This is a genomic window from Anabaena cylindrica UHCC 0172, assembly GCF_034931625.1.
Taxonomy (GTDB): Bacteria; Cyanobacteriota; Cyanobacteriia; order Cyanobacteriales; family Nostocaceae; genus Anabaena; species Anabaena cylindrica_A.
In genome coordinates, this window is record NZ_JAYGGY010000087.1 from 13,232 (window position 1) to 40,100 (window position 26,869).

Sequence of the window (26,869 nt, forward strand, 5' to 3'; positions counted from 1 at the left end):
GCTTCCCGCAAGGAAATAGCGCTCACGACGAAGTCTAAACTCTAAAATAGTCTAACTCTGGAAGTTAAAAATCAGGAATGAGGAACTATGGCTCAAATTTCAGCTTCTAGCACTGGCCAATTCTCTCGTGACACTAAATTTTGGCACAACCTTAAGAATGCAATTTCTACTAGTTCCGGTTTCCAGCGCTGGCAACTAGAATGTACTGCTCAACTACAAGGTCTGCGCTTAGAACAGCAAGTCCAAAGGTATTTACGAGAAACCTTAGAAACTTTAGCTTATTAAAAAAACAGTAAATCTTTTGAGACCTGTTGACAACTAGCGGAGTGCATGGGAGAAATTTTCCAGAGCTTTAACCGCAAACTCCATGACAAAATTTCACAATAGCAAAAAAATTACCGGTTTTAATCTAATACGGTTCAATTAACCATCCCCAGACTAAAAACTGTGGCTAAAGTTAATTGAACCGTATTATTTTTTAATCACAATTTTGGCTGAACAAGCGTTAATTATCCAGTATAGTTTCGCATGGGTTTTACAGTTACGCCCTGTTACCTTAGACTATGTTGAAAGTCGCGTCATCAAGTAAATCAGAAAAATAAAAATGAAATATAGGAGTTTTCATATCTCTACTTTAACCTTAGGAACCAGTCTCACAGCTTTGTTAGTTATTACTGGCGCTTCTATGCTACTGCCCAGTACAGTCAATGCTAGTTCCAGACCAACCTTAACTGCACAAATTCCAGTCAGTGCAACAGTGATTTACGTTAATCCTGTTACTGGTAATGATCGTAACAATTTTGGTACTACCCCAGAAGCACCATACAAAACAATTACCTTCGCTATTTCGAGAGTCCAATCAAATACAGTTATTCAACTAGCACCTGGTAGCTATACCAAGGATACTGGAGAAACTTTCCCTTTGTTGCTAAAACCAGGAGTAATACTTTTGGGTAATGAAGCTATCAAAGGTCAAGGGACAGCAATTATCGGTGGTGGTTATTACACCAGTCGTACCTTTGCTAGACAAGACATTACAATCTTGGCTGAGAATAACACCACTATTACAGGTGTCACTGTTACTAACCCCAATCAACGGGGTACTGGGATATGGGTAGAGTCAAGCAATCCCACTATCAAAAACAGTACTTTTACTAACAGTGCCAGAGATGGTGTTTTCATCACAGGTACAGGAAATCCCAAAATTGAAAATAACGTCTTTGTGAAAAATCAAGGCAATGGGATTTCAGTAACTAAATCTGCTCAAGGGGAGATTCGCAATAACTTATTTGAGAATACGGGTTTTGGTTTGGCTATTGGTGGTGCTGCCACAACTCTAGTAGTAGGCAACAACATCGTCGATAACAATGACGGTATGTTTATCTCAGAATCGGCTCAACCTGTACTACGTAAAAATGTCATTCAGAATAATAAACGGGATGGTATTGTAGCCACAATTGATGCTCTTCCCAACCTCGGTACTAATGACAATCCAGGTGGTAATCTTATCCGTGATAACGCCCGTTATGACTTGAATAATTCGACGAAGGTTAACAGAATTGTTGCTATTGGTAATGATATTGATCAAAAGCGCATTTTTGGCGCAGTCGATTTTGTGGCTGCAACTGTTAACCCACCAGGTGGGCCTGTAGTTTTTCAGGATGTGCCTACAGGTTATTGGGCAAAAACCTATATTGAAGCTTTAGCTTCCCAAAATATTATTGCAGGTTTCCCCGATGGTACTTTTAAACCTAATGAGCCTGTTACTCGCGCTCAATTTGCTACTATTATCACCAAAGCTTTAACACCCCCAGCTAAACGGACAGCTATTCAGTTTAGGGATGTCGCAAGTAATTTTTGGGCTTATGGGGCAATTCAATCGGCTTACCAGAGTCAATTTGTGGCTGGATATCCTGATGGTACGTTTAAACCACAGCAACAAATTCCCAGAGTACAGGCATTAGTTGCTCTAGCTAATGGTTTGAATTTGACTGCCAATAATAACAATATTCTCAGTTTTTACACTGATGCGGATCAAATTCCCAATTATGCGATCGCTCCTGTTGCTGCTGCTACTGTGCGGCAATTAGTGATTAATTATCCTATGGTGCAACAACTTGATCCTAATCGTGAGGCGACTAGAGCAGAAATTGCAGCTTTTGTTTATCAGTCACTTGTGACTATTGGCAGGGCGCAACCAATTCCCTCTCCCTATTTGGTGACAGCACAGTAAGCTAAGTTGGGAAACTGAAAGCGCCAGACTATGAATAAAATTTTCATCTGGCGCTTGATGTTTTTTGATTTTTAGCTCTTAAAGACGTTTTTGCCGACTTTGTTCCCATTTCCAAAGAAATATCATCAAGGCGACTATTCCCACTTGCAGCGCGAAATTGGGCAAAGTGCTGTCGATATTCTTGCCAGCAAGCAGTTGAAAAAAGAAGGTGAATGCGCCGATAAAACCAGAAGCACCAACACCTATATAGATAAATTGCCGCAAACCACGATAGGGGGCTGCTATTTCAGCTTTCAGATGGGCATATTGTTTAGAGTTAAGACGATTTTTAGAATTTGGGTCTATCATAGGTAAATAATGCTATAATGTTAAGCTGTGTATGCCGATGTGGCTCAGGGGTAGAGCAACTGATTCGTAATCAGTAGGTCGTGGGTTCAAATCCCATCATCGGCTTTGGTTATTTAATATTATTACCGTCGCATTCTCTTATAAAATTTGATCGCATCTCTAGATGAAGGTAAACCTTTGATTCCTGTGTGGTTAGATGTTATTTATCAGGGGTTAGCAAGCAAGTTACCAAGATAGCGATTCCTACGGAGCGCTTCGCTATCGCATCTCTGGATGAAGGTAAGGGTGTGATTCCTGTATGGTTAGATGTTATTTATCAAGAGTTAGCAAGTAAGTTACCAAGATAGCAATTCCTACGGATCACTTTGCTATCGCATCTCTAGATAAACATAAAGCCGTAATTTCCGCTAAATAAAATTTTATGAACTATATTTAAATATTATTGCAGCAGTGAATAATACTCCTGTACTCTTGAAGATTATCAATCAATATCATGACAATGTGATGGTTGAAATGTGAAACTATACTTTAATGCGGCGTAAAAAACGGAATGTCACAGTCTGGACTACTTGAACTAGCACATGAAAAGCTTCACTGGCCAACTCCACAAGAAATTTTGGAGCCATCTGGTGCTGGTCCAAGTGTTTATGCACGAATCGCTAGGGAAAAATTGGGTAGAACTATCAGCAAACTTTCAGATGGTCATGGTGTGCAAATAGGCGTGCTGTCCGCAAATCCTCAAGGTGACTCAACAGAAACACCCATTGCTCTGGTGTGTGACTTTCCCACAGAAATATCAGAAGAAACACTGAGAAAAACTCATCAACTTGCTTGGAGTTTTTCTCGTACACCATCACTAATTACAACAGAACCTAATCGCTTAAGAATTTGGACGTGCTACGAAAAACTTCCCAAAGAAGATGATATTATCAATCCTGTAATTGATGTTTCTAAACGGGAAATTGAGTCATTTAATCAGGTATCTCTTTCAGGTCAAGCTGCTGAAACTTTGCGGTTACACTGGGCTGATTTAGTATCAGGTCAATTTTTTCAAGAACATAGCCAGCGATTTCAACGAAAACAAGCTGCTGACCAGATGCTATTGAAAAATCTGAAAAGTGTTCGGAAAAGTCTTCAAATAAATAAACTTGATGATGATACAATTCATGATTTATTAGCAAGAATTATTTTTATTCAATTCCTTTTTGACCGTCAAGATTCTGAAGGTAATCCTGCCTTAAATACAACTTTACTGGATTACTTATATATAACTGAGAAATTATTATCGGCTAAATACTCTCATTTAGCTGACATATTAAGAAATCATAGAGATACTTATCAATTTTTTCGTTGGCTCAACGGCAAGTTCAATGGTGATTTATTTCCAGGTAAAGGTGCTACCGAAGAAGAACGTGAAGCTGAATGGCAAACAGAAGAACAAAAAGTTAAACAACCTCATCTAAATATACTTGCTGATTTTGTTAGTGGTCATGTAGACATTGAAACTGGACAATTAAGTCTATGGCCATATTACCATTTTGACGTTATACCTTTAGAGTTTATTAGTAGCATATATGAAGAATTTGTTAGTAAAGAATCTGGCACAGGAGTTCATTACACACCAGAACATATAGTTGACTTTGTACTAGATGGTGTTTTACCTTGGGATAGTCAAGAATGGGATATCAAGATTCTTGATCCTGCTTGTGGTTCAGGAATTTTTCTGGTTAAAGCATTTCAGCGTTTAATTCATAGATGGGAAAAAGCTCATCCAAAAACAATTCAGCCAAGTGATTTAAAATATTTACTAGAAAATAATTTATTTGGTGTTGATGTAGATGCTCAAGCAGTAAGAGTAGCATCTTTTAGTCTTTATTTAACCATGCTTGATAAAGTTGAACCTCAATACTATTGGGAGAATGAGTTTCGCTTTCCTAGATTACGTGAACGTCAATTAATTGCTGCTGATTTTTTTCAAGAAGATAAAGAAGGTTTTCGTTCTGTTCAAGATGCTGGTAACTATGATTTAGTTGTTGGTAATGCACCCTGGGGTAAAAATTCTATAAAGAAATCTTTATACATAGATTCTTGGAAAAATAGACCTGAAAATCGGAATAAATGGAATACCTCTTATGGTAATATTGCCCTTTTCTTTCTACCAAAAGCTGCTACTTTAACTAAATTGGGTGGGCAAATCGCAATGATGCAACCTGCAATGGCTTTGATTTTTAATCAAAGTAAACCTGCTCAGATATTCCGTAATACTCTCTTTTCAGATTTCAAAATAGAAGAAATAGTTAATTTGTCTGCATTACGTTTTGGACTTTTTAAAGATGCTATTTCTCCAACTTGTATCATTACTATGTCAGCAATACCTCCTGATGGTGAGCCTTTGACATACATTTGTCCCAAGCCCGTTATGACAAATGAGGATGACTATCATATAGTAATTGAGCCAGATTATATTAATATAATTTACCCACAAGAGGCAATAACAGATCCATTAGTTTGGACAGCTTTAATGTGGGGAGGAAGACGTGATCTAACTCTTGTCAGGAGATTAAGTAGATTTAATAATCTTACACAATTAGAGAATAATAATATTGCTATTACTAGTCAGGGAATAATTAGAGGTACTAATAAACAAAGGTATAATCATCTTTTAAATAGACGAATTTTAGAAACGAAAAATTTCCCAAAAAATAAACTTATTCGTATTAATAAAAATGATTTTCCTATTAATCAAGATCCCTACGCTGAACGAGGAAGATCAACAAAAATAGATGCTTTCAATTTACCACAATTAATAATCAAGCAAAGCTGGCTAGTAGAAAATAAACGATTTAGAGCAGAACTAACTGAATTAGATGGAACTAATGAAGGAATTATTTGCTCTGGTAGCTATGTCAGTGTACACATTGCCGAAGAAAACTCTTTAATATTAGAAGCAGCTTGTCTGAGCTACAAAAGTAAATTAGCTGTCTATTATCTACTACTTTCAAATGGTCGTTTTGCATCATATATTCCTGAAATAAAACCAAGGGATTTACTGCGTGTGCCAATACCTGAATTGTCGGTAGGAGAATTGAAGAATATAAAAACAATTGATGATATAGATGAGTGCATAAGACAAGCTTTTGAATTTAAAGATAGTGAATGGGTGCTAATTAATGATCTATTTAATTACACTCTGCCAGACTTTAAAGGAGATGTTGCTTCTCCAGGACGCAAAAGAACTCACCGTATAGATAATAATCAATCTCAGAATAATACTGAACCTGAACTTACGGCATATTGTGAGTATTTCTTGCGAGTTCTTAAAGCAGGATTTGGACAAGATAAACAAGTTTGTGCCACCATATTTCAGGAACAAACTAAGACTCTTCTTCCTATTCGCTTAGTGGCTATTTATCTTAATAAGCCTGATTCTGAAGGTGTTCATATTAAACCTATTGACTCTCCTGATTTAATGGAACGCTTGGAAAACTTAAATAAGTTGTATCTGGAAAGAGGAAGTATAGAAGATGGTGGCATCTTTTATCAGCGTGTTGCCAGGATTTATGATTCAGTACAATTGAATGGAGTAAAAATTCCTACTATTTATTTAATCAAACCTGACAAAATTCGTTATTGGACTCGCTCTATGGCTTTAAGAGATGCTGACGAAGTGGCCGCAGATATTATGACGTGGCGGACAATATTTGATGAAAAATCGCAGGTTATAGAGGAGTCATATAGTGCTTAGAAGAGGAAATATTTTTAAAAATAGGTATCCAAATACAGGTGACTTTGTTGAATTGGCAAAAGAATGGAATCCTGATGCTATATCAATAATGATGAAACTCGTTTGGGAAGGCTACGATAGGCTGGTTAACGATCTTAATTGTAATGGCACAGAGGAGCAGCTAGAAAGGAGCATCACTCAATGTCTGGAGCGAAGAATTCGTAGAAATATGACTTATGAGTTTTTTGATATTCAACATGAAGTTTACGAAATAGAAAGTGGCCAATCAGCACAAGCGCAACCACCACAATATGATATTGCATTTATTCTTACGGCTAATGAAAGAATTATCTTTCCTTTAGAAGCTAAGGTTTTGAAATCAGATAGTGCAGTAGGTGAATATATAAAAGAGATAAAAGACAACTTTATAACTTGCCGATATGCACCCTTCTCTAGTCAAGGAGGAATGCTAGGTTATCTTTTTTCTGGTGATTCAAACAAAGCTTTTACCAATATTGCAACTAAAGTACCATGCACATTAAACGATCATCCAGATTTTCCAACTCGTGATCACAAAACCTCGGATCACCAACGAGTAGTTCCTCTAGGAAAATCATATCCTGCTGAATTTCGCTGTCACCATTTACTATTAAAAATAATTGCTACAGCTACTAATAATATGCCTTCAGTATAATGAATTCAAAACTTACTCAAATACCCTTCTGAAACTTCACCATCTCCCCAAAAGACGTAAAACACCGATGACACCAACCATTAACCCACAACGCCGGAACTTTAAACCTAGCCCCACAATTAGGACACTCAGACAGCAAACTTAAATGATGATGCTCACACCCCTGAGTCACCTTAAACTGCCACTCAATCCGATGACAAGGCGACTCCACATAACAAGCAGCACAAAGCTGAATTGGTTCAAGATTCATTCCCAACCCAGCAGGTGCTAACATCTGCTCTAACCTATCAGCATCAACCCACACAACCTTAGCCAAAGCCTCCAACTGTTGCCGAGAAGGAGGGGGATTAAAACGAAACTTTTCCCAACGAGCGATCGCTCCACCAGCCGCAGGCATCGCACCCCCCAATCACCCCAACCCTTTCAAATGACCAACAAAATTGACAAGTTCTGTGTCAATTCAGGTATTTTCCCATGCAAGACCGTAACTTTTTGCGTGAATTAGGGTAAATCCTTGCGTTGTATTACAGAGATAGTAAGAAAACCCCACTACCGCTATAATTTATCTCTATCGGATACCTATAACTTCTACCAAACATAGATTCACCTATGAAGACTCTATTTAGCCTTGACGAAGTAGCTAAAAATTTAGAACAACATGAAAACTCAAAACGGATTAAAAAATTAGTCTTTTGTGCTTGTAAAAATGTTTGGGAGAATGATCAAAATACCTTAGATCAGTTTAAATTACAAGAATTAATTGAAGAATTATACAGCTTGAACCCCACTATAGAACATTGGAATTATACTTTGTCTGAAGTTGTTAAAACCCTGAATAAGAAATCTGAATATACTCTTGTCGCCAGTGTAATTTTAAATGAAATAGAAAAAATATATATAGTACCAGAAGAAGTAACAGGAATAGTATTAAAACAACCTAATCAAAATGAAATATCATCCAAAAACTTACCAGAAAAATCTCCCGGTAAGGCAATTAAATCTCAATATAACCAATTTGATTTACGGCAAAATCTTATGAAATATACTAATCCTCTTAGGGCTAAAATAGTTTTATTTTCTGCACTTTATAATAAATTCACTTTCAAGGAAGAAGACTGGTTAAAATTGAAGACAAAAGAACTTGATGTTTTGTTGCAAAAGTTATTTGATTCTTGTGCAACTCTCAAAGAGCTTGAATCTAAACTAAATAATACTATTATACATCTAGGCAACGCAGATGAAAATACTCAAGCATCCAGTGCAATTATCCGCGTCATGCAAGATTTTTATGGCGATATTGTATCTACACAACAAGAAAAAGCGTTGAATAACTATTCAATTCCAGAAGTTAAAACTATAGTCAATACCAATTATCAACCTACACTAATTGATGAATATGAATATGATGAAAATGAGGAAAAAGATGAATATGAAGAAGATAATAACACTTGTCAAATTGTCATGTCACCTCTAACAAATACACCAGAACAAAAACAATCATAACAATTGTTGATTATTTTAAATTCTGTAAAAGTTGAAACTTTGTAATAATTGAAAGTAAAAAATATGAATGCTAACGAACTTCTTAAGCAATATGCAAATGGAGAAACAAAATTTATCGAAGCTGACTTAAATGGGGTCAATTTATTTGGAGCAGACTTAATTGGTATACGTTTAAGTCGGGCAAATTTGTGTAACACTATCCTAATTTTTAGCTATCTCAATAGGGCAATTCTAGATAGGGCAAATCTCATTTGTGCAAAACTAAGTGGTGCAAACCTAAATCAGGCAAGTTTAATCAGTGCTAACTTACATGATGCGGATTTGCATGGTGCAAGTTTACAGGGTGCTGATTTGCGTAATGCGAATTTAACCTTAGCGGATTTGCGGGATGTTAACTTAATGGATGCAGATCTGCGTGGTGCAGATCTAAGTGGTGCTAACCTAAAAGGTGCTTGTTTGCGTGGTGCGAACCTGCGAGAAGAAAAAAGAACCTACAGCGCTATTCTCCGAGGTGCTAACCTCAGTAAGGCTGATCTGCGGGGAACCAATTTAACTGGTGCAGACTTAGCTAAAGTTGATTTCAGTGGTGCTAACTTGAGTGAGGCAATGCTGCGTCATGCCGATTTGAGTGATGCTAACTTGAGTGAAGCTATTTTGAATCAAACAGGTTTGAGTGATACTAACCTGGAGCGTGCTAATTTGAAAGGTGCCAACATGATCAATGCCAGATTGGAACGGTCAAATTTAAATGAAGCCGAACTTACAGGTGTTAATTTGTATGGTGCAATTATGCCAGATGCTAAACTAACTAGAGCCAAGTTGAGTCGAGCAAATTTGAGTTTTGCCAGATTGAGTAGAGTTGATTTAAGTCGGGCTAACCTGCGAGAGGCTAACCTAACGGAAGTAGACTTAGTTGATGCCTATCTTGCCAAGACAGACTTGACACGTGCTAATTTAAGTCAGGCAAATCTGATCAGAGCAGAAATTAGTAGTACAAATCTGACCGGTGCAGATTTAACTGGTGTGGTAATGCCTGATGGTACAATTAATTACTAAATATTTGGATTATAAGCGTAAAACTCAGTTTTTTTATTACTGATAAAAGCTAAAGCGTACCTAATAGACATCTCCGAAAACGATTGTAGAGGCGTTACATGGAACGTCTCTACAAGATTTCTAGGAACCGCACATTTAATTTTCAGACAGTTTGTGAAATTCGGTAATCTTAGCCGATGGTATGCAAATTACATTTCAGAAAAAATTAATAATATGATCCAAATACCAACTTTTAATTCTGTTGCAGAACAACGGCTATATCTTCAGCAGCGCCTAGCTGCTGCATTCCGCTTATTTTCTCGATTTGGGTTTGATGAGGGTGTTGCTGGTCATATCACCGCACGCGACCCCGAAAATCCCCAAAATTTTTGGGTTAACCCCTTTGGAATGCACTTTGGTTTAATTCGAGTGAGCGACCTCATTTTAGTTAATCATCAAGGTGAGGTAATTTACGGTAATAGTCCAGTAAATCGGGCAGCTTTTGCTATTCATTCCCAAGTTCATGCAGCCCGTCCTAATGTCATTGCAGCGGCTCATGCCCATTCTATCTACGGTAAAAGCTGGTCAAGTCTTGGCCGTTTGCTTGACCCCATTACCCAAGATGCTTGCGCTTTTTACCAAGACCATAGCCTGTTTGAGGACTATACAGGTGTTGTTCTCGACCCTAAAGAAGGTCAACGCATTGCTCAAACTCTAGGTCAAAATAAAGCTCTCATTCTCAAAAATCATGGACTACTGACAGTTGGTCATACGGTTGATGAGGCTGCTTGGTGGTTCATCACAATGGAGCGTTCTTGCCAAGCTCAATTATTAGCGGAAGCGGTTGGGAAACCTAGCCTGATCAAACCAGAGTATGCTAGTTTGACCCAGAGCCAGGTTGGTTCCCATGAATTAGGTTGGTTTAGCTTTCAATCGTTGTATGAGATGATTATCCGACAAGAACCCGATTTATTGAATTAAGCGTCTTTTGTTTGCGCTTCATAACTCCTGTCGCACCCAAAGCCCCCAGTGCCAACATTCCCAAAGTTGCTGAAGGTTCAGGAATCTCTTTCAGTGATACTTGAGCTTCTTTTGCTATTATGCTGTGCATATAGGTTGTAGGATGCAATTTATCCCAAAATAAATACTCATCTGGGTTGGTACAGAGTGTTTGAGTATCGCTGTTAAAACAAGCGTCAGTCACATTTTGTAAACCAAATTCTCCTGGTAATGCAATAGCACTATTTACTAAAGAATTAACATCAAAAAGAGTGATATTCAGGCTTGGTTGTTGCTGACTCAAGCCATTGAGAGTCTGGCTTAAAGTCGAATTATGCAATCCAGTCAAAAAGTTGAGTTGACCAGAATAAGGACCCCCATTAGTGGCAGGAGCATCACCCAAATTAGGTAAATTAGCCACTAAGAAATTTTTAGCACCAATAGACGCAAGTGAAGTAATAGCACTCGCCAAATTATTGACTATTTGAGTAAAATCTGTGTTTCCTTCACCAAGATAATCATTAGCACCTGCCGATATTATGTATAAGGCATTTTTATCAGCTTGCGAATTATTTCCCACAAAAGTCTGAGTTTGTTGTGTCAAACCTGGTAAATTTAAGGGATTACCAGAAATAAGGGTGTTATTAGTATCGGTAGTAGCTCCACCAAAGGCATAGTTAGTTTCTGTTAAACCTAGATTCTGTGCCAGGTATTCTACCCAGACGGGTCCATTAGAGAAACGCCCCTGAAAGTAGGGAGCCGGCGGTATTCCAAATCCTATGGCTGCTTCGGTGAATTTGAATACATTGCCATTATCAACAGTACTGTCTCCAAAAGCAATAATTTGACTAAAATTTGCTGCTGAAGCTTTCAGTGGCAACATGAAAGAGAAAACAACAAACCCGGCCGCTACAACTTGTTTTTTCATGCTTATTAGATTGTTGGTATTTTTTGTGAATCTTGCACATCAATAAGTCTGTAGGGATTAGTAAACCTACGGTTATTTATGAAGTTGTTAAAACATGGAAAAATTATGATGCTGGCAATCTAAGTATTTTTACAAAACTTTAGATCGGTTTTTTCTGCCAGTTGGCGCTGAGTCAAGCTTATTAAGTTACTTTACGTAAGTATATTTAGTTTATGTCAAGATATAGGATCTTAATTCAATAAAAACCCTGAGATTTACCCTAACTTTATAATTAATGGTGTATTATAAAGAACTTATGAAGTTATAGATGTCAAAAACCCTGAGTCCAAATTTTGTATCTGGCGATAGAAAGTTGTAGCTACAAAGCAAAAAATGCCTATTCTGGGGTTTAATTTTTTAATTTCAAAGCCTCAGTTGCTGTCATTCCCTCGCTCTGAATACCGAAATACCACAAAGCTGCACCAGCTTCAGCACGAGTGACGGCTTTCTTGGGTTGAAACAGTGTCGTATAGCCAAACACTCGCCGAATATTTGATTGTTCAGCATTTTGGAAATCTGCCAAAACTGCTTTTAATGCTTTAGGTTCAATTTTTTCTGTGTCTTGGAAACCCCAGGTTTGCTTGACAGCTTCTAAGTTGGCAGCAGGTAAAGCTTGACGAGTATCTAAAGGTACTTTCCATAATAGTAATTGTTCCCGTGTTAGGGGTGCATCAGGACGAAATAAAACTGCTGTAGTATCTCCAGATAAAGAACTGGGAATTAAACCAGCTTCTGCTAAACCCTGAATTGTTGGAAAATCAGGATCTTTAGCTAAAACATCTCTAAAAGCGGGTTGATTGCTTTCTGATGCCAAACGCACCTTTTTTGCTGGATTATTACCATACATGGCGTTATTAGCAGCCACTAACCAACGGGCATATTCTCTGCGGGTAATGATTTTATTGGGTTCAAAAAGCTTTGTTTGAGTTGTAGAGTTACTTTTAGTTGTTTTTGGTTCTATGGACAGTACACCCAAGGTTGCTAAATCTTGAATGTGTTGTCGCCATTCTGGTGGGACTTTATTTAAATCGGTGAATTCTTGAGATTCAGATGAGTTGAACTGGCTTGTTGGCTGTTTGACTACATTTGTTGTGGGGGGAACGGTAGTGGGGTAAACAGGGCCAATAAAAGTTGGGTTACTTGACTGGGGAACTTCGCTAGAATTGGTGTTTGGTTGAGTAGTTGTATTATTAGTTACGTATTCAATTAGTAATTCAGTTGCTGTTTGAGGTTGATTGGGTGCAGCGTTGGTAACTGATTTTGGTTGAATTGTCACCTGTAACAGTAAATTATTCCGTTTTACTTCAAAAGTGCCTTCGACATCATTTTTTGGCTGTTGCAAAATTTGCCAGTTGCTGCCTTGGAACTGACTACTGTAAAAGCTGGCGATTAAATTGCTGGGGTCAGAACTTTGCCAACGAGTACTTATTTTATTTTCTAATTTATTTTCTGAACTACTTGCAGGTTTAACTTCTTCAAGTTTGGCATTGGGATATATGGGAATATCTTTGGAAAAGTCAGCAGGTAACTGAAGTGTTGATGCGGTGGCTACTTCCTTACTCTTAGTTTCGCCAAAAACCGCAGGATTACTTTGCAGTCTGGGGTCTGCTGCCAAAGACTGCTCCAAATTTTTAGCGGCTGGGCCATTAGCGCAGGCTGTTAAGGAAGAAAGTAAAACAGCCAAACCGAGAAAGAGAACTGGAGGTTTAGAGGGCAGCACAGGAAATCACAAATCAAGTTTCCGTTTCTACCCTAGCATTTTCAACGATATTGGTAATGGGTAATTGGTAATTGGGAAAAACTCTTCTCCCTATGTCACCTATTGACATAATTCTCTAAATCTTCAATTTGCGGTGTGGGTAATTGTTTGATAACTCGCCAGAGAATGGTGTAACTGCCATCAGGGCGGCGGCGCACGGCGCGGAAGGCGAGAATAGTATCACTACTAGGTATTTGTCCTATTTGCTGGGTAATGCGGCTATTTTGGGGAGAAATTGGTTGACGACTTAAGATAATTTCTGGAAGTTGGAATTGGAGCGATCGCACTAAATAAGTATGATTTAATTTGGCTGTAGCACTAGCTAAAAATATTTGCTTCTCCTGCCAGTTCTGATCTTTACCTGTTAAAAACCTCCGTCTGTCTATTTGTAAGGCTTCTAATGTTCTCGGAGGCTGGTAGTTAAGCAAAAATTCTCCCGTAGAGGCAGAAACAGCTTGTAATTTTTCATCCAATTTTGCTAATGGCACATCACCCACATCTACGATGAAGCCATAATCTATTTCTTGATGGACTAATTGGAAGTTATCGCCCATCATCTTCAGTGCTAAACTAGGATTAAAATCCCCCTTCACCTCACCTACCGAGGGAAAAGGATAACGCTCACTAACATTGGCTTGCAATCTATTCTGGAGAAGATTTAGCGGACGACGGTAAGCTGAATCAGGTAAAACCCGGAAAATTCCCGTGTTAGGCAGTTTCAAAAACTGAGCGTAGGTTTGTTTTTCTTGGGAATCTATGTCGTAAGCAAAACGGTCAAGTGTCGCAACATCTTCCTGAGGATTTATAAATTTAATATTTGCGGGAAATGCTTTTTGAACTGCTGTCAAAATTTGATTAGCAGTTTTGAGAGTAATAGCGGCTTCCTCTGGTACAGCAATAGCAGGTTGCATAGGCGCTACATAGTTAGCTAGTGCTGTTTTTGCAGTGTGGCCAACTACAGATAATGGGGATGAAGTTAAATTTGGTTCCCTACTAGCAAAAGGTGTGGCTGGTTTGCCAAGATCAGGACGTTGCACTGGTGCAATAGTAAGTACCGGATCTGATTGTCGTTCTCCAGAAACTAAGGGTAGGGGTTTAACTAAAGCCAACTCACCCCGTCTAGATAACAACCGATCTATAACTGGGTACAACTTCAACAATTCTTGGTTGGAAGCGTACAAAGAGCAGTAAATTTGTGATTGGGACTCTGTTAACTGGACAGGTAAAGAAGACTGTGGGGAAAATTCTCCTCGTGAGTTACACAATGTTTTCGGACTTGAGTATTGACGTGTGAGAAAACTTTCTACAGCATAGGTACGAACAGTTAATTGTCCCCGCACGGATCTCATTTTGTTGGGGTCTGGATCAATAAATGCTTGCTCAAGACGAGCAACTAAATAAATTTGCTGCTGTACTAGTTGCACTGCTGTAGTATAAAATTTTTCAGTAGCTTCTTCTGAAGCCAGATTTTGACTCAGGTCAAATCCAGCTTTGTATTCCATAGCTAAGGTGAAGCTAGGAGTAGAAACTATTGAAAAAGGAAGCAAAAGTCCCAAACAGATTTTTCTCATGTCGAAAATCCAGATTCAGATAAGAGTATGAAAAATCTAAAATAGATATTAAATTGGAAGAAAACAACGACTATCGACAACCGTCAATCTATTTTACTTTCTGTAAAGCGTCGCCAGGTTGTTACCAGTGCTGAAACACGATTACATGCAAGTTTCCCAGGATCAGCCTATTTATTCTGAGGCTCCACTCCAGCTGTTGCTTTTTGTTGATGGGCGACCACAGTCCCGACAAAAAATACAGCAAATACGTGCTTACTTAAAAGAACTAGAAGCTGAGTATAGTTTTGAACTGCAAATCATTGATGTCGGGCAACAGCCTCATTTGGCGGAACACTTCAAATTGGTAGCTACGCCTGCTTTGGTCAAAATTCATCCTGAACCCCAACAGAGTCTAGCTGGCAGTAATATCATAGCCGAATTGAAAAACTGGTGGCCTCGCTGGCAAACTGCTGTAGACGCATTTTTAAAGTTACAGGAAGATTTACATGAATGTATGGATGAGAATGTTCGGGTGATATCACCTAAATCGACAATCCGTTCTGTAGCTGTTTCTGCTGAGTTAATCCGGCTTTCAGACGAGATTTTTCACTTGAAGCAAGAAAAAGAAAAGCTGCAAGAACAGCTACAGTTTAAAGACCGAGTGATGGCGATGTTGGCACATGACCTCCGCAATCCTTTAACGGCTGCTGCTATAGCTATAGAAACTCTCCAATCTAACTACAATGCTGATAAGGGAGAATTCCAGCGTCTAAAACCGGCTATGACTGTCTATTTATTAAAACAAGCCCGCAGTCAAACGCGAATAATTGATCGGATGATAGCTGATCTGTTAGAAGTTGGCCGTGGTAATGATACGGAATTTCCGATTATACCGCAAAAGCTGGAATTGGGTAAACTTAGTTTAGATGTTTTGGAGGAATTGCGCGATCGCTATATTGCCAAATCTCAAACAATAGAAACTGATATCCCCTGCGATTTACCTCGTGTATATGCAGATCCAGAACGTATCCGCCAAGTGCTGGTTAACCTTTTGGATAATGCCATTAAATACACACCAGAAGGCGGTATCATTAGTGTCGCTGGACTGCACCGCACTACTCAAAAAGTTCAATTCAGTATTGGTGACACTGGCCCTGGTATTCCTCTAGAAAACCGCGATCGTATTTTTGAAAATCATTTCCGTCTGCAACGTGATGAAGGCAAAGATGGTTATGGAATTGGTCTTTCTTTATGCCAACGCATTATCCAAACACACTATGGTCAAATTTGGGTAGATTCATCAGCCAATGGGGGTGCATGGTTCCACTTTACTTTACCAGTTTATCCGTCTTAAACATTGGTAATTAAAGCTTTGACAACTGACAAACTTTAAATAAGCAATTTAATAAATGCCAAATCCATTAATGTATCAACAGGATAATTTTGTTGTTCTGGAAACAAACCAACCAGAACAATTTTTCACGACATCAGAGTTATTAGAAAAGTTGGCAAATACTTTGCAACAACTTCCATTTGATGACTTACCTCCTGATGTGCAGAGATTTAAACTGGTATCAGAGCAAGCACAATACTTGATAGATACCAGTTGTGAGTTAGATGTTGGCCCAGGAAAATATTTACAGTGGTATGCAGTGCGACTAGAAAAGTAAATATTTGATAAAGGGTCATTGGTCATTGGTCATTGGTCATTGGTCATTGGTCATTGGAAGAGATTTAAGATAACTCCTGACTCCTGACTCCTGACTCCTGACTCCTGACTCCTGACTCCTGCCTCCTGCCTCCTAACTAGCAACTTACGTTAAACTATTGAGTAGTAATTAACTCCAGTTCAATTTTATCTTCACTAGGCTGTGTAATTTTTACATCAACATTAGGAGCAAAATATTTGGTCATTTTTTCGTGTTTTTCTTGCCAAATATCTAGCGGAATTAGGGGTGAATCAAATTCTAAAATAATACAATAAGCTCCATTAACTTCTGTTTCTCGCAAACCACTAACTATTGGTCGTTCATCCTTACTGGGACTCAAACCCAGATAAGTAAGCGCCCTATCAAAATGACCTTCTTGACCGTAGCAAAATCGTGTGATATCAGTACGAACTCTGTTTTGAGTCACAGTTGCTTGCTGTTTCCTTAACTCTAAAACCGACGGTGTGGTAGTTTGACTAAAAGGGATAGGCTTGAGTTCATTGGCTTTGAGTGCTAGACCTCCCAAGAAGAGAGGAAAGCCATAGAAAAATCCCACGAGATTAAGAGAGGCATTATCAGCAGCGTAGGCGACAAAGCCAACTATGATTAATATGCTACCCACGGTTAAACCGAGTGTTCCCAAAGAAATGTTGCCTAGCATGATTTGAGGTTAGTATAATTGCGTGATATCTTAGTTCCATCATCATAAAACCTTGCGGTAGTTTGGCAACACAATTAAAAATATGTTAGGAATATAAGCTGAAGCTTTCAGCCTGTTTTGCGTTAAGTTAAAAACTGAGAATATTATTAAGACTGGAAGAAAACAATGGATTTGCAAACAATTAAAGAACGAATTGCTGTAGTGCAGAATAAACGTGACTATCTGCTGAGTCTACTAGAACAACCCAATCTAGGAACTTTGAGAGTTGATGTAAATCAGGCTTTAGAAGAATTAGATGATTTAATTGATGAATTTCAACGCACCACTCCCGAACCAGGAACTAATTAAGCTGGACTGGAGTTAAGATAAAATAATACGTCGGTAAACCGTAACTTTACGGTTAAACCGACACCCATAACTATAAATTTGAGCATAAATTTTTTCTGAACCAGAATTGAGATAATTCAGTCTCTAACTGAATTTTGGATAGCACGCTGCCCCATCTGTCTAACCAAAGCAATGAGTTGAGTTGTAGGTGCATCTTTGTTGCAAACTGCATCGAAGTTAGGCATTGCCTTTGTCTGCTGCAAATGTGCATCATCAATCGAAGAGTAAGCCAAAATTTGAGTATTTGGAGATATGGATTTAATATAACTAGATGCTCGCCAGCCATCCATAACTGGCATATGTAAATCTAGAACAATCACATCAGGTTGAGAAAGTTTGACCATTTCTATAGCTTCGTGACCATTACTAGCTAAACCTACTACTAGCATATTTTCTTGGCAAGAAAAAGCTAATTGTAGGCTTAAACGAGTCAATTCATGATCATCAACCAATAAGATACGCAAGACAGAAGACTCACAGGACAACATTAACATTTTCGGACACAGACAACTACATACAAGAGTTCCTATAGTTTATGGGAACTTGTACCTGTCTTTACTCTATCTTATGGTGGAATAAATGGGTTTTATATATGAAGTAATGATGAAGTAATGATTAGAGTTTTAAGAAAAATTTATTTTTTCTTAAAAACCCTTAAATGAGTACACCTTTTAAGGTGTTAGATTTTTAAGTCATACCTACAGAGCGTAATGCCATAGACATGAGATTTTTTTGTGAATTAGTTTCTGTGCAATCATCACTGGGAAGTCGTTGGATATAACTACCATCAGGTTGTAATTCCCAAGCTTGGCGGTTATCTGCTAACATAATTCCCAATATTTCTTGCAAATCCTTAGCAATATCTTGGTCTCTAATTGGAGTAATTACTTCTACCCGGCGGTCTAGATTGCGGCGCATCCAGTCAGCACTGCCAATATATATTTCTTCTTGGCTATTGTTGTAAAAGTAGAAAATGCGAGAATGTTCTAAAAATCTGCCGATGATGCTGATAACGCGAATATTGTCGCTGATGTCTTTGAGTCCTGGACGTAAACAGCAAATACCCCTGATAATTAAGTCAATTTGGACTCCAGCGCGGGAGGCTTCGTATAAGGTAGTGATGATTTTGGGATCGACGAGGGCATTCATTTTGGCGACGATGCGGCCAGAAAATCCATTTTGAACATTTTCGATTTCTCGCTGAATAAGTTCAAAAAAGCGATCGCGCATATTCACTGGTGCAATTAAAAGTTCTCGATAGGTCTTTTGGAGAGAATAACCGGTTAAAAAGTTAAACACATCTGTTAAATCAGCACCCAATTCTTCACGACAACTAAACAACCCTAAATCTGTATATAGTCGTGCTGTTTTCGGGTTATAGTTTCCAGTCCCTATATGCACATAACGACGCATCCGGTCTTTTTCGCGCCGCACCACCATGACAATTTTACTATGGGTCTTTAGACCTACCAAACCATAAACAACGTGGACACCAACTCTTTCTAAACGCCTAGCCCAGTAAATATTATTTTCTTCATCAAATCTGGCTTTTAATTCCACCAACACAGAAACTTGTTTACCATTTTCCGCAGCAGCAATTAAAGCATTAACTATGGGTGAGTCTCCAGAGGTTCGGTAAAGAGTCATTTTGATAGCTAATACATTCGGATCATGGGCTGCATGGGTAATAAAGCGTTCCACTGTCCCAGAAAAAGATTGATAGGGATGATGCACCAGCAAATCTTTTTCCCGAATAATAGCAAAGAAATCTTTTCCTTCTTCTAGTTCTAATAAATCTGGATTGACACTTGGTTCTCTAAGACGTTGTAAGCGGGAAGGGACGACTGACTGACGGGGGGTTTCTTTGAGTTCTGGTAATGGTAAGGCCATAAAATACATTAAATCTCGCAGTCCCAACAAACCATCGACTTCATAAATATCGCTGTCGGTTAATTCTAAATCTTGCAATAACCGAGAACGCACTGATTCTGGAGTTTGAGATTTAATTTCTAAGCGAACTGGAGTTCCACCCATGCGGCGTTTGCGGAGTTCCTGTTCAATGGCTAATAACAAATCATCGGCTTCGTCTTCTTCTAGTTCGAGGTCAGCATCACGAGTAATGCGGAAAGGGTGATATTCTTGAATATTCATCCCTGGAAACAAGTCTTGGAGATTATGAGCGATCGCTTGTTCTAAAGGTACACCTGTCCAATTAACAGATTTTCCGGGATTTTGAGTTGCTAAATCTGCTGGTAAAGGTAAAAATCGCGGTAAAACTTTAGGGACTTTAACTCGCGCAAAAAATTCTTCTTCCGTATCTGGATTTTTCACCATCACAGCCAAATTTAAGCTGAGATTAGAAATATAGGGAAAGGGGTGACTAGGATCAACAGCTAGAGGAGTCAGAACGGGAAAAATTTGTTCTTTAAAGTAATTATCTAGATAAATACGCTGTTTTTGATTTAATTCTATGTAATCGAGGATGTAAATTCCCTGATTGACTAACAGAGGTTGTAAAACCTGCTCAAACTGCTCATTTTGTTTTTTGATTTGGGGACTGAGTTTTGAGCGAATATCATCTAGTTGTTGTTGCGGTGTGCGACCATCGGGAGTTAATAAGTTTACCTTAGCTTCTACCTGTTGCTTTAGTGCTGCAACTCGCACCATAAAAAATTCATCTAAATTAGAACTAAAAATAGCTAAAAATTTGAGGCGTTCTAGTAGTGGTGTGCGCTCATCACAAGCCTCATGCAACACTCTACTGTTAAACTCTAACCAGCTTAACTCGCGGTTTATATAGTATTGTGATTCATTCAAATTAATGGTAGGGTTGCTTTTTTTGGATTTTGACATGATTACGTAGGAATGAATAGCTATCTTCTAGCAGACAGGAGAAGTCTTAATCAATATAGTCAGTTTTGGTTAAGTGATATTTAACAACATCATCCAATTTTGGATTTTGGGTTGGTTCCACAGATCAATCCGGGGGCTTGTACCATCAAGGAATTATTGGTCAAAATCATGTTTCAAGCCACTCGTCGCCGTCTTGCCCTTTGGTACACTGCTGTTACTGCTATTTTACTACTCCTGTTTGCCACTGGTGTGTATTTATATGTTCGCAGTACGCTAGTTGAACGAGTTGATGATACTTTAAATCATGTAGTAGAAGTAGTAGAGCGATCGCTCGTCATTGAACCAGTTAACTTCCAAACTAATCAAATCCGCGTCAATATAGAAGCCAGTTTTCGCAACAATGCTGATAACGCAGAAGATGATCACATTGACCTAGAATGGTTTAGCCCCACCGGAAAATTACTTTGGTCAACATTTTCTGAACCTTTAGATATTCCCATTCATAACAATTCTGCTGGGGAAACTGTGCGTGTAGTCGGAATGGGAAGATGGGGTGATAGTGATCCTCACTCAGAACTCAGTAAGGACTCACCACTTTTATTAAGACAAGTCACACAAAGAGTAGAAATGGGAAGACAGGTATTAGGATACCTACGCGTCAGTCATCCCTGGTTTGAAGTTACTAAACCCAGTCGTCAGTTGATATTTGATTTGGCTTTGGGTACTGGGTTAATGGTTATTTCTGTAGCAGCTAGTGGTTGGTTTCTGTCTGGTAAAGCAATGGAACCAGTGAGAGAATCTTACCAACGTCTGAAACAATTTACTGCTGATGCTTCCCATGAATTGAGAAGTCCTATTGCGTTAATTCAAACTAATGTGCAAGTTGCTCTTGCTGATTTAGATTTAGCAGAGATAAAAGCGAATAGTCCTCTACAATATCGACAACAATTAAAGATTGTAGAACGTCTAACCCAGCGTTTAGGTAAATTAGTCAATGATTTACTGTTTCTCGCACGACAGGATAGTGGTATTAGCAAAGAAGTTTTTTCATCCTGTCCTCTTGATGCTTTATTAATAGAAGTTGTGGAAGAACAGCAACTTTTAGCTACAGAAAAAGAAATTACTCTGATTCTCAACTTAATTGATCCGCCGTCAGAACTCAATCCCGAATTGCTAGAAAATTGGTTTACTTTAACGGGGAATTGGGATCAACTAGTGCGTTTATGCACAAATTTGATTAGTAATGCTTTGCAATATACCCCAATTAAAGGAGAAGTGAAAATCGAGTTAGCGAGATTAGAGGGAATAAATCGGGTTTCGGGAATGCGTTACACCAGTTCTCAGTTACAAATAAAAGTTAGTGATACCGGAGTTGGGATTCCTTCAGAGGCACTACCACGCTTATTTGACCGATTTTATCGGGTTGATCCAGCACGTACTCATCAGACACCAAAGATAGCTAATACTACAGGTTCAGGATTAGGATTAGCGATCGCACAAGCTATTGTCGAACGTCATCAAGGGCAAATTCAAGTTGATAGTATTGTCGGTAAAGGTACTACTTTTACTGTTATTTTACCCATTAGTGTAGGGGTTTAGAGAGAAAAAGTGCGATCGCTCTACAGATAACGGTTTTATTAAGCTTTCCCGCTATAATTGCCCCAGCAGCTTGTCATACTCGGCGTGTGAACCAACCCAAAACCAGATTATAGTGTCTCCATCCAACTGACCAACGGCACGATAGTTTTTGCTAATTCGGGCAGAATAAATACTGGATTGTCGTGCGTGAATTCACAATGTTTCTGGATCAAGTTCTTGAGTTTTACCTGCGTGATATTCAGCCATTGCTGTAGCAGCAAGTTTAGCCAGAGTATCTGGAGAACGGGAGAATGATTCATCCCAACGCAGATCATCTTCAAGTTCTTCCATAATCATCGCAGCGATCTGCTTGCAGCAGCGCTTCGCTATCGCATCTTGCTCATTTGCAGGTAAGGTTTTCAATCTAGCGATCGCACTTTCAAGTAACTCAGTCATGGCTGCCACACTCTGACGGTGAAAATGTCATCCTATCTATTATCGCTTTTTGCAGGCATCGCACAAGCTATAGTCGAACATCATCAAGGGCAAATTCAAGTTGATAGCATTGTCGGTAAAAGTACTACTTTTACTGTTATTTTACCCATTACTGTAGGAGTGTAAGTCTCATTCTACAGATCATCCCTGCTCTAATTCTGTCAGAGCTACCTTGACACAATCCCGAACTCCTTGCCAATCTTGTGCCGATAAATGCCCAATAAAAACCAAATTAGCGGAAGAAGGCAAGGTAACGATAAAACTACGAAAAACAGACGCAACTCGTAAACCTGCTGCTTGCCAATCTTGAAGAACGTAATCAGTGATACCTAATCCAGTTGTTTGAGTTGTAATCAATCCAATTATTACATCAGGGCGATTTGCATGGTATATTGCCGAAGATAAAACGACAGCGGGACGACGCTTAACACCTGTAACACCAGGAAAATCAACAGTAATGACATCACCTGAATTCAAAATCACTCGGCTAACTCCTCATGGTCAGAGTAGCTTGGTGCAGCATGATGCAACGAAAAGGTAACTAAATCAATTTGATCCTGCTCTGTCCAAGTATCACTTTGGTCAACAATATCAACATTGTACTGTACCAAATCATTAAGAATCAGCGTTGCCAACCGCAATCGCTCCGCTGGTGGCAAAGCGAGGATAACTTGGGTGTAAAGTTCCTCGATGGTAGCTGGCATAATCAATTCTCCTACCACTTATCCTAATATAAACCTGACACTGCTGCTTATCGCACTTTCAAGTAACCCAGTCATGGCTACTACTCTCTGACGGTGAAAATGTCATCCTATCTATTATCACTTCTTACAGGCAAGTTAAGTACAGTTTGAAGGCATCGCACAAGCTATAGTCAAACATCATCAAGGGCAAATTCAAGTTGATAGCATTGTTGGTAAAAGTACTACTTTCACTGTTATTTTACCAATCACTGTAGGAGTGTAAGTCTCATTCATGTAACTCTGGTTGCCAAACAACTTGAGATTGCCTTGCAAGCAAACCTGCCAATCGTTCTGCCTCAGCTAGGTTATCTTCTCGATACGGTAAACCTACAATATTGGCATGATTTACAGAATCCTGTTCCACATCCAAACCAACCTCGCGAACGCTCTTAACTTCAAGACTGGCGACTCCGTAGCACTTACGAAAAAATTCTGCACATTGTTTCGGAGAACATACACTTGCCAGATTCACTGAAAGTCCACGCTCGTTGACTCTTAGAAAATAGGCATCTGCCTTCACTCTTCCTGTATCCTCATCGATCCATTGTTTCCGTAGCAGTACTCGATAAACGCTGGCATTATCTGGCAGGGAATCAAACTCTGTCATGCTTGCTTCAGCCATTCTAACCACTGCAAGAGAATAGAAATTGTCACTTCTCGTTCTACCGCATAATCGTTGCCTAGTTCATGGTACAGGTAAGCTTGCTGATCAGCCTGAGCAGGACAAATCAACCGGACTTCGCATTCTGGCTCTAATTTACTCCATGTCAGTCGAATGCTGCCTTGCTCATCCGCCGAAGCTGACGCTTTTGGGAAGCGATCGCCCATTACATCATAGGCTTCTACAACAAATCTCATTGCCAGCTTAAATGCAGTTTGACTCGCTCGTAAAACTCCATACTCATCTACTTCATCTTCTTCTAAGAGAGCAACAAGACGTTTTAAGGTCACTGTAATAGGGCTGCTGGATGGTCTTGCCGATTGAGCAATGGTCATAAACTCAGGGATATTCGCTATTATTTAGCCTAACATGAGCGATGACAGGCGATCGCACTTTCAAGTAACCCAGTCATGGCTACTACTCTCTGACGGTGAAAATGTCATCCTATCTATTATCACTTCTTACAGGCAAGTTAATGATAGCTTCAAGTTGATAGTATCGTCGCTAAAGGTACTACCTCCATTGTCACCTTACCAATCTCTCTTGAGAATTAACTCCTGATGCAAGATTTGCTTCTTATGATGGATGAAGACAAATATACTAATAGATTACTATATAAGTGGTTGAAACTAAAAAATCCCATATCTAGCGGAATTAAAAATTTAAAAAGCCTATTACACAGGATTTTCATGATTTTTTAATCATTAGTTGATTTAGGCTATTGTGTACTATTTATATCGGTTAAGCAGGAAAAAGATAATTCGTTAAATTATTGATTAAATTCTGTTTTTACCTTTTAAACGTCGCTTCTTTTCTGTCTTTTATCTCAAATAAAGAATATTTTTACAGGAGTAAAAACAATGAATATTTACAAGTATGCTCAATTAATTGGGACTGTTTGTGGTGGATTACTGATTGGTTTACCAGTTATTTCTCACGCGGTGATGGCACAAGAAATTACTGCTAACGTTAACCCATGTCCCAAAATTTTCTATGAAGAACCACATAACAATCGAGTATTAGTTCCCACAGGATGTCCTCCCAATGCCTTAACACTAAAACTCATAGAACAAGGACTAATTCCTGTCACCCCATTAAGTAATCAAATAGGTTCAAGTGTTGGTGGTGAGTCACCTTCAGCACTTAATCCCAGTTCTCGTTTTTTTAACGAAAGTCCCTATGATAGTTCTCAACGCAGTTATAGTTTTCAGCCAGGAAGCTATACACTCCCTCAAAAACCGTTAACAGTACAATCCCGTCTCCGTAACAGTAGGTTAAAGTCACCCGCACCAGAACAAAGACAACAACCCAATGCGAGAATGGCGCTGGCAAATGGTAAAGCAAATATCATGTTAATCAATGATACAGGAGCAGATGTTACTTATCAAGTGATTGGTGATACAGCACAACGTATATTATCAGGTAAAACCAGCACGAATTTAAGAGGTTTAAGTACACCAGTAACGGTGACATTTCAACGACAAGACAAGGGATTACTAATGGTGACTCCTAAAGTTAATGAAGACAAAGGAACCTTAGAAGTGACATTGGCAGAAACAACTGATGTCAACCAGGATAACAGTGCAATGAGAATTCAAGCCAATGGTTCAGTTTTCTTGAATTAGTTTAGCATCAGGAGTGCGATCGCTTCTTAGAGGATGTTTTAAAAGTTTTCGGCGATTATAATATGGCTTCGCCACGCCAAGGGCTAACGCTAATACACAAGTAAAGTCCTAACAAAAAATTAAGGTTTTTAAACCCACGCAGGTGGCCTTCCCGGAGGGAAGCCACTTCGTGTCTTGTCTGTGTAGCCGCAGTGTACTAGTCGCCAGGGCGAGTAATAATTTAGACTTAACGTCTTGGCAAATTATTAAAACTATCAAGCAATTTTGCTTCTTGTTTGACATCTTCTAATTTCCGCGCTAGAGAAATAGCCTGTTGATAAAAACTACGTGCTTTAGCATAATTTCCTAACTTTTCATTAATTTGTCCAGAAGATGTTAAATATTTCAATTCTTCAGCAGGATTTTGCAGAAATTTAACAACTTCAAACCGTTGTTCTAGTAAATCTAAAGCCCGTTCATAGCGACCAACAGCAGAATGAGCCGCCACTAAACCATCAATTGCTCGTAATTGGTTAGGACGATTAAAATTTATTTTAGCTAATCGCATTGCTGCACCATAAGTACCTATGGTATTTTGATAGTCTCCAGCTTTGAGGTAGGCATCACCTAAATTATTGAGAGTATTTATTTCACCAATAACATTACCAGTTTTACGGCGGAATATTAAAGCGGTTTCAGCTAGTTTAATCGCTTGGTTATAATCACCCAATCTTGTATATACCAGACTTAAATTACTGAGAGAAAGTCCTTGCCCTGCTATGTTTTCCAAATTGCGAGACATTACCAATGCATCTTGAATAGTTTCTCCTGCGGCTTTTGGTTCACCTTTTTGCAGCAAGATTGTACCAAGATTATTGAGGGCAAAAATCTGATTTTCAAAGTCTTGATTATCACGAGCAATCCCTACCCGACGACGAAGAGCATCTTCTGCATCTTTGAGATTACCTAATTGAATATAGGCACTAGCCAGTAAATCATAAGTTAAACCCTGCTCTTTCATCTCACCAAGAGAGTGATAAATCTCCAGTGCTTTTAATCCTGATTCAATCGTTTTAGCAATAGATCCTGATGTATATTGTTGCTGACCTAAACGCAGTAATCTATCAGCTTCTTCTCTTTGTGGTCTAATATTTAATTGTTTGCCAATAGGATGATTTAAAGGATTATGGAGTTGTTTGGTAATATCAATAGCATTTGCAGCCGTGGGGCTGAAAAAACAAGCGGATATGACAAAATAAAAAATACCAACTTTGAATTTTTCAACATCTAAATTTAAAATTATCTGCCCTGGAAATAAATGATCCTGTTTCATAATGCTTACCGGTGAAATTATAGTAGAAGGTCT

The 26,869-nt window shown here is 38.7% G+C and carries 28 protein-coding genes and 1 tRNA gene; 15 read left to right on the forward strand and 14 right to left on the reverse strand.

Annotated features, from left to right (window positions below; genetic code table 11):
* Positions 1 to 87: 87 nt before the first annotated feature.
* The gene (locus tag VB713_RS18445; protein WP_323312971.1) at positions 88 to 285 is read left to right on the forward strand and encodes a hypothetical protein; all 198 of its coding nucleotides are present in this window, start codon (positions 88 to 90) and stop codon (positions 283 to 285) included.
* A gap of 319 nt (positions 286 to 604) precedes the next feature.
* Positions 605 to 2,233 (forward strand): DUF1565 domain-containing protein, encoded by a 1,629-nt coding sequence (locus VB713_RS18450; protein WP_323312972.1) that lies wholly within the window; start codon positions 605 to 607, stop codon positions 2,231 to 2,233.
* A gap of 78 nt (positions 2,234 to 2,311) precedes the next feature.
* Here the strand turns inward: VB713_RS18450 and VB713_RS18455 are convergent, their stop codons facing one another.
* Positions 2,312 to 2,581: a DUF3493 domain-containing protein gene (locus VB713_RS18455; RefSeq protein ID WP_323312973.1), complete on the reverse strand. Its 270-nt coding sequence runs from the start codon at positions 2,579 to 2,581 to the stop codon at positions 2,312 to 2,314.
* Between the two features lie 33 nt (positions 2,582 to 2,614).
* Here VB713_RS18455 and VB713_RS18460 point away from each other — a divergent pair.
* The 4 genes from VB713_RS18460 (at position 2,615) to VB713_RS18475 (ending at position 6,999) form a co-directional block, all read left to right on the forward strand.
* Positions 2,615 to 2,686 (forward strand) — tRNA-Thr (locus VB713_RS18460).
* 83 nt (positions 2,687 to 2,769) lie between these two features.
* Positions 2,770 to 2,928 (forward strand): hypothetical protein, encoded by a 159-nt coding sequence (locus VB713_RS18465; RefSeq protein WP_323312974.1) that lies wholly within the window; start codon positions 2,770 to 2,772, stop codon positions 2,926 to 2,928.
* A 203-nt stretch (positions 2,929 to 3,131) separates the two neighbouring features.
* A complete protein-coding gene (locus VB713_RS18470) occupies positions 3,132 to 6,326 on the forward strand; it encodes an HsdM family class I SAM-dependent methyltransferase (protein ID WP_323312975.1) in 3,195 nt (1,064 codons plus the stop codon).
* Positions 6,319 to 6,999, forward strand: coding sequence for a hypothetical protein (locus VB713_RS18475; RefSeq protein ID WP_323312976.1), 681 nt, complete (start codon positions 6,319 to 6,321; stop codon positions 6,997 to 6,999). Before VB713_RS18470 ends, VB713_RS18475 begins: the two co-directional genes overlap by 8 nt.
* Before the next feature lie 16 nt (positions 7,000 to 7,015).
* Here the strand turns inward: VB713_RS18475 and VB713_RS18480 are convergent, their stop codons facing one another.
* The gene (locus tag VB713_RS18480; protein ID WP_323312977.1) at positions 7,016 to 7,396 is read right to left on the reverse strand and encodes a hypothetical protein; all 381 of its coding nucleotides are present in this window, start codon (positions 7,394 to 7,396) and stop codon (positions 7,016 to 7,018) included.
* Positions 7,397 to 7,608: 212 nt separating this feature from the next.
* Between VB713_RS18480 and VB713_RS18485 the strand changes: the two genes are divergently transcribed.
* The 3 genes from VB713_RS18485 to VB713_RS18495 all read left to right on the forward strand — a co-directional run bounded on the left by VB713_RS18485 (position 7,609) and on the right by VB713_RS18495 (position 10,518).
* Positions 7,609 to 8,502, forward strand: a complete 894-nt coding sequence (locus VB713_RS18485) for a hypothetical protein (protein WP_323312978.1) — start codon at positions 7,609 to 7,611, stop codon at positions 8,500 to 8,502.
* Between the two features lie 63 nt (positions 8,503 to 8,565).
* Positions 8,566 to 9,558 (forward strand): pentapeptide repeat-containing protein, encoded by a 993-nt coding sequence (locus VB713_RS18490; protein WP_323312979.1) that lies wholly within the window; start codon positions 8,566 to 8,568, stop codon positions 9,556 to 9,558.
* Positions 9,559 to 9,771: 213 nt separating this feature from the next.
* The gene (locus tag VB713_RS18495) at positions 9,772 to 10,518 is read left to right on the forward strand and encodes a class II aldolase/adducin family protein (protein WP_323312980.1); all 747 of its coding nucleotides are present in this window, start codon (positions 9,772 to 9,774) and stop codon (positions 10,516 to 10,518) included.
* Here the strand turns inward: VB713_RS18495 and VB713_RS18500 are convergent.
* From VB713_RS18500 to VB713_RS18510, 3 genes are all read right to left on the reverse strand, one after another.
* A complete protein-coding gene (locus tag VB713_RS18500) occupies positions 10,487 to 11,464 on the reverse strand; it encodes an SGNH/GDSL hydrolase family protein (protein ID WP_323312981.1) in 978 nt (325 codons plus the stop codon). The genes VB713_RS18495 and VB713_RS18500 overlap by 32 nt on opposite strands.
* Before the next feature lie 388 nt (positions 11,465 to 11,852).
* Positions 11,853 to 13,223, reverse strand: coding sequence for an S-layer homology domain-containing protein (locus VB713_RS18505; RefSeq protein WP_323312982.1), 1,371 nt, complete (start codon positions 13,221 to 13,223; stop codon positions 11,853 to 11,855).
* Between the two features lie 95 nt (positions 13,224 to 13,318).
* Positions 13,319 to 14,833 (reverse strand): hypothetical protein, encoded by a 1,515-nt coding sequence (locus tag VB713_RS18510; protein ID WP_323312983.1) that lies wholly within the window; start codon positions 14,831 to 14,833, stop codon positions 13,319 to 13,321.
* 127 nt (positions 14,834 to 14,960) lie between these two features.
* Here VB713_RS18510 and VB713_RS18515 point away from each other — a divergent pair, with 127 nt between their 5' ends.
* Positions 14,961 to 16,166, forward strand: coding sequence for a histidine kinase (locus tag VB713_RS18515; RefSeq protein ID WP_323312984.1), 1,206 nt, complete (start codon positions 14,961 to 14,963; stop codon positions 16,164 to 16,166).
* 55 nt (positions 16,167 to 16,221) lie between these two features.
* Complete coding sequence (locus VB713_RS18520; protein ID WP_323312985.1) at positions 16,222 to 16,482, forward strand: chlororespiratory reduction protein 7; 261 nt, start codon at positions 16,222 to 16,224, stop codon at positions 16,480 to 16,482.
* Positions 16,483 to 16,636: 154 nt separating this feature from the next.
* Here VB713_RS18520 and VB713_RS18525 read toward each other — a convergent pair whose 3' ends face one another.
* Positions 16,637 to 17,182 carry a DUF2854 domain-containing protein gene (locus VB713_RS18525; RefSeq protein ID WP_323312986.1) on the reverse strand — a complete coding sequence of 182 codons (546 nt, stop codon included), beginning with the start codon at positions 17,180 to 17,182 and terminating at the stop codon, positions 16,637 to 16,639.
* Positions 17,183 to 17,347: 165 nt separating this feature from the next.
* Between VB713_RS18525 and VB713_RS18530 the strand changes: the two genes are divergently transcribed.
* Entirely contained in the window at positions 17,348 to 17,530 is a 183-nt protein-coding gene (locus tag VB713_RS18530; RefSeq protein WP_323312987.1) for a hypothetical protein, read from the forward strand.
* A gap of 116 nt (positions 17,531 to 17,646) precedes the next feature.
* On the opposite strand, the gene VB713_RS18535 is transcribed toward VB713_RS18530, so the two are convergent.
* Complete coding sequence (locus VB713_RS18535) at positions 17,647 to 18,063, reverse strand: response regulator transcription factor (RefSeq protein ID WP_323312988.1); 417 nt, start codon at positions 18,061 to 18,063, stop codon at positions 17,647 to 17,649.
* 193 nt (positions 18,064 to 18,256) lie between these two features.
* Positions 18,257 to 20,422, reverse strand: coding sequence for a polyphosphate kinase 1 (gene ppk1 / locus VB713_RS18540; protein ID WP_323312989.1), 2,166 nt, complete (start codon positions 20,420 to 20,422; stop codon positions 18,257 to 18,259).
* A 168-nt stretch (positions 20,423 to 20,590) separates the two neighbouring features.
* On the opposite strand from ppk1, the gene VB713_RS18545 reads away from it, so the two are divergent.
* Positions 20,591 to 22,021, forward strand: a complete 1,431-nt coding sequence (locus tag VB713_RS18545; RefSeq protein ID WP_323312990.1) for a sensor histidine kinase — start codon at positions 20,591 to 20,593, stop codon at positions 22,019 to 22,021.
* 192 nt (positions 22,022 to 22,213) lie between these two features.
* On the opposite strand, the gene VB713_RS18550 is transcribed toward VB713_RS18545, so the two are convergent.
* The gene (locus VB713_RS18550; RefSeq protein WP_323312991.1) at positions 22,214 to 22,456 is read right to left on the reverse strand and encodes a hypothetical protein; all 243 of its coding nucleotides are present in this window, start codon (positions 22,454 to 22,456) and stop codon (positions 22,214 to 22,216) included.
* A gap of 24 nt (positions 22,457 to 22,480) precedes the next feature.
* On the opposite strand from VB713_RS18550, the gene VB713_RS18555 reads away from it, so the two are divergent.
* Positions 22,481 to 22,621 carry a hypothetical protein gene (locus VB713_RS18555; RefSeq protein ID WP_323312992.1) on the forward strand — a complete coding sequence of 47 codons (141 nt, stop codon included), beginning with the start codon at positions 22,481 to 22,483 and terminating at the stop codon, positions 22,619 to 22,621.
* A gap of 15 nt (positions 22,622 to 22,636) precedes the next feature.
* On the opposite strand, the gene VB713_RS18560 is transcribed toward VB713_RS18555, so the two are convergent.
* From VB713_RS18560 to VB713_RS18575, 4 genes are all read right to left on the reverse strand, one after another.
* Positions 22,637 to 22,978, reverse strand: coding sequence for a type II toxin-antitoxin system PemK/MazF family toxin (locus VB713_RS18560; RefSeq protein ID WP_323312993.1), 342 nt, complete (start codon positions 22,976 to 22,978; stop codon positions 22,637 to 22,639).
* Positions 22,975 to 23,199 carry a hypothetical protein gene (locus VB713_RS18565; protein ID WP_323312994.1) on the reverse strand — a complete coding sequence of 75 codons (225 nt, stop codon included), beginning with the start codon at positions 23,197 to 23,199 and terminating at the stop codon, positions 22,975 to 22,977. The genes VB713_RS18560 and VB713_RS18565 overlap by 4 nt, the downstream gene beginning before the upstream one ends.
* 265 nt (positions 23,200 to 23,464) lie before the next feature.
* On the reverse strand, positions 23,465 to 23,860 hold the full coding sequence (locus VB713_RS18570) for a hypothetical protein (protein ID WP_323312995.1): 396 nt from the start codon (positions 23,858 to 23,860) through the stop codon (positions 23,465 to 23,467).
* Positions 23,842 to 24,234: a hypothetical protein gene (locus tag VB713_RS18575; protein WP_323312996.1), complete on the reverse strand. Its 393-nt coding sequence runs from the start codon at positions 24,232 to 24,234 to the stop codon at positions 23,842 to 23,844. The genes VB713_RS18570 and VB713_RS18575 overlap by 19 nt, the downstream gene beginning before the upstream one ends.
* Positions 24,235 to 24,759: 525 nt before the next feature.
* On the opposite strand from VB713_RS18575, the gene VB713_RS18580 reads away from it, so the two are divergent.
* The gene (locus VB713_RS18580) at positions 24,760 to 25,524 is read left to right on the forward strand and encodes a hypothetical protein (protein ID WP_323312997.1); all 765 of its coding nucleotides are present in this window, start codon (positions 24,760 to 24,762) and stop codon (positions 25,522 to 25,524) included.
* Between the two features lie 226 nt (positions 25,525 to 25,750).
* Here VB713_RS18580 and VB713_RS18585 read toward each other — a convergent pair whose 3' ends face one another.
* Entirely contained in the window at positions 25,751 to 26,836 is a 1,086-nt protein-coding gene (locus VB713_RS18585) for a tetratricopeptide repeat protein (RefSeq protein WP_323312998.1), read from the reverse strand.
* Positions 26,837 to 26,869: the final 33 nt, after the last annotated feature.

What these genes read in the sequence shown, in the direction of transcription:
- VB713_RS18445 (WP_323312971.1), top strand. Translation starts at nt 88, where the DNA reads ATGGCTCAAATTTCAGCTTCTAGCACTGGCCAATTCTCTCGTGACACT.
- VB713_RS18555 (WP_323312992.1), top strand. Translation starts at nt 22,481, where the DNA reads ATGTCATCCTATCTATTATCGCTTTTTGCAGGCATCGCACAAGCTATA.
- VB713_RS18470 (WP_323312975.1), top strand. Translation starts at nt 3,132, where the DNA reads ATGTCACAGTCTGGACTACTTGAACTAGCACATGAAAAGCTTCACTGG.
- VB713_RS18490 (WP_323312979.1), top strand. Translation starts at nt 8,566, where the DNA reads ATGAATGCTAACGAACTTCTTAAGCAATATGCAAATGGAGAAACAAAA.
- VB713_RS18455 (WP_323312973.1), bottom strand. Translation starts at nt 2,581, where the DNA reads ATGATAGACCCAAATTCTAAAAATCGTCTTAACTCTAAACAATATGCC.
- VB713_RS18495 (WP_323312980.1), top strand. Translation starts at nt 9,772, where the DNA reads ATGATCCAAATACCAACTTTTAATTCTGTTGCAGAACAACGGCTATAT.
- VB713_RS18520 (WP_323312985.1), top strand. Translation starts at nt 16,222, where the DNA reads ATGCCAAATCCATTAATGTATCAACAGGATAATTTTGTTGTTCTGGAA.
- VB713_RS18585 (WP_323312998.1), bottom strand. Translation starts at nt 26,836, where the DNA reads ATGAAACAGGATCATTTATTTCCAGGGCAGATAATTTTAAATTTAGAT.
- VB713_RS18500 (WP_323312981.1), bottom strand. Translation starts at nt 11,464, where the DNA reads ATGAAAAAACAAGTTGTAGCGGCCGGGTTTGTTGTTTTCTCTTTCATG.
- VB713_RS18530 (WP_323312987.1), top strand. Translation starts at nt 17,348, where the DNA reads ATGGATTTGCAAACAATTAAAGAACGAATTGCTGTAGTGCAGAATAAA.
- VB713_RS18485 (WP_323312978.1), top strand. Translation starts at nt 7,609, where the DNA reads ATGAAGACTCTATTTAGCCTTGACGAAGTAGCTAAAAATTTAGAACAA.
- VB713_RS18565 (WP_323312994.1), bottom strand. Translation starts at nt 23,199, where the DNA reads ATGCCAGCTACCATCGAGGAACTTTACACCCAAGTTATCCTCGCTTTG.
- VB713_RS18550 (WP_323312991.1), bottom strand. Translation starts at nt 22,456, where the DNA reads ATGACTGAGTTACTTGAAAGTGCGATCGCTAGATTGAAAACCTTACCT.
- VB713_RS18525 (WP_323312986.1), bottom strand. Translation starts at nt 17,182, where the DNA reads ATGCTAGGCAACATTTCTTTGGGAACACTCGGTTTAACCGTGGGTAGC.
- VB713_RS18575 (WP_323312996.1), bottom strand. Translation starts at nt 24,234, where the DNA reads ATGACCATTGCTCAATCGGCAAGACCATCCAGCAGCCCTATTACAGTG.
- VB713_RS18570 (WP_323312995.1), bottom strand. Translation starts at nt 23,860, where the DNA reads ATGGCTGAAGCAAGCATGACAGAGTTTGATTCCCTGCCAGATAATGCC.
- ppk1 (WP_323312989.1), bottom strand. Translation starts at nt 20,422, where the DNA reads ATGTCAAAATCCAAAAAAAGCAACCCTACCATTAATTTGAATGAATCA.
- VB713_RS18580 (WP_323312997.1), top strand. Translation starts at nt 24,760, where the DNA reads ATGAATATTTACAAGTATGCTCAATTAATTGGGACTGTTTGTGGTGGA.
- VB713_RS18450 (WP_323312972.1), top strand. Translation starts at nt 605, where the DNA reads ATGAAATATAGGAGTTTTCATATCTCTACTTTAACCTTAGGAACCAGT.
- VB713_RS18510 (WP_323312983.1), bottom strand. Translation starts at nt 14,833, where the DNA reads ATGAGAAAAATCTGTTTGGGACTTTTGCTTCCTTTTTCAATAGTTTCT.
- VB713_RS18545 (WP_323312990.1), top strand. Translation starts at nt 20,591, where the DNA reads ATGTTTCAAGCCACTCGTCGCCGTCTTGCCCTTTGGTACACTGCTGTT.
- VB713_RS18480 (WP_323312977.1), bottom strand. Translation starts at nt 7,396, where the DNA reads ATGCCTGCGGCTGGTGGAGCGATCGCTCGTTGGGAAAAGTTTCGTTTT.
- VB713_RS18535 (WP_323312988.1), bottom strand. Translation starts at nt 18,063, where the DNA reads ATGTTAATGTTGTCCTGTGAGTCTTCTGTCTTGCGTATCTTATTGGTT.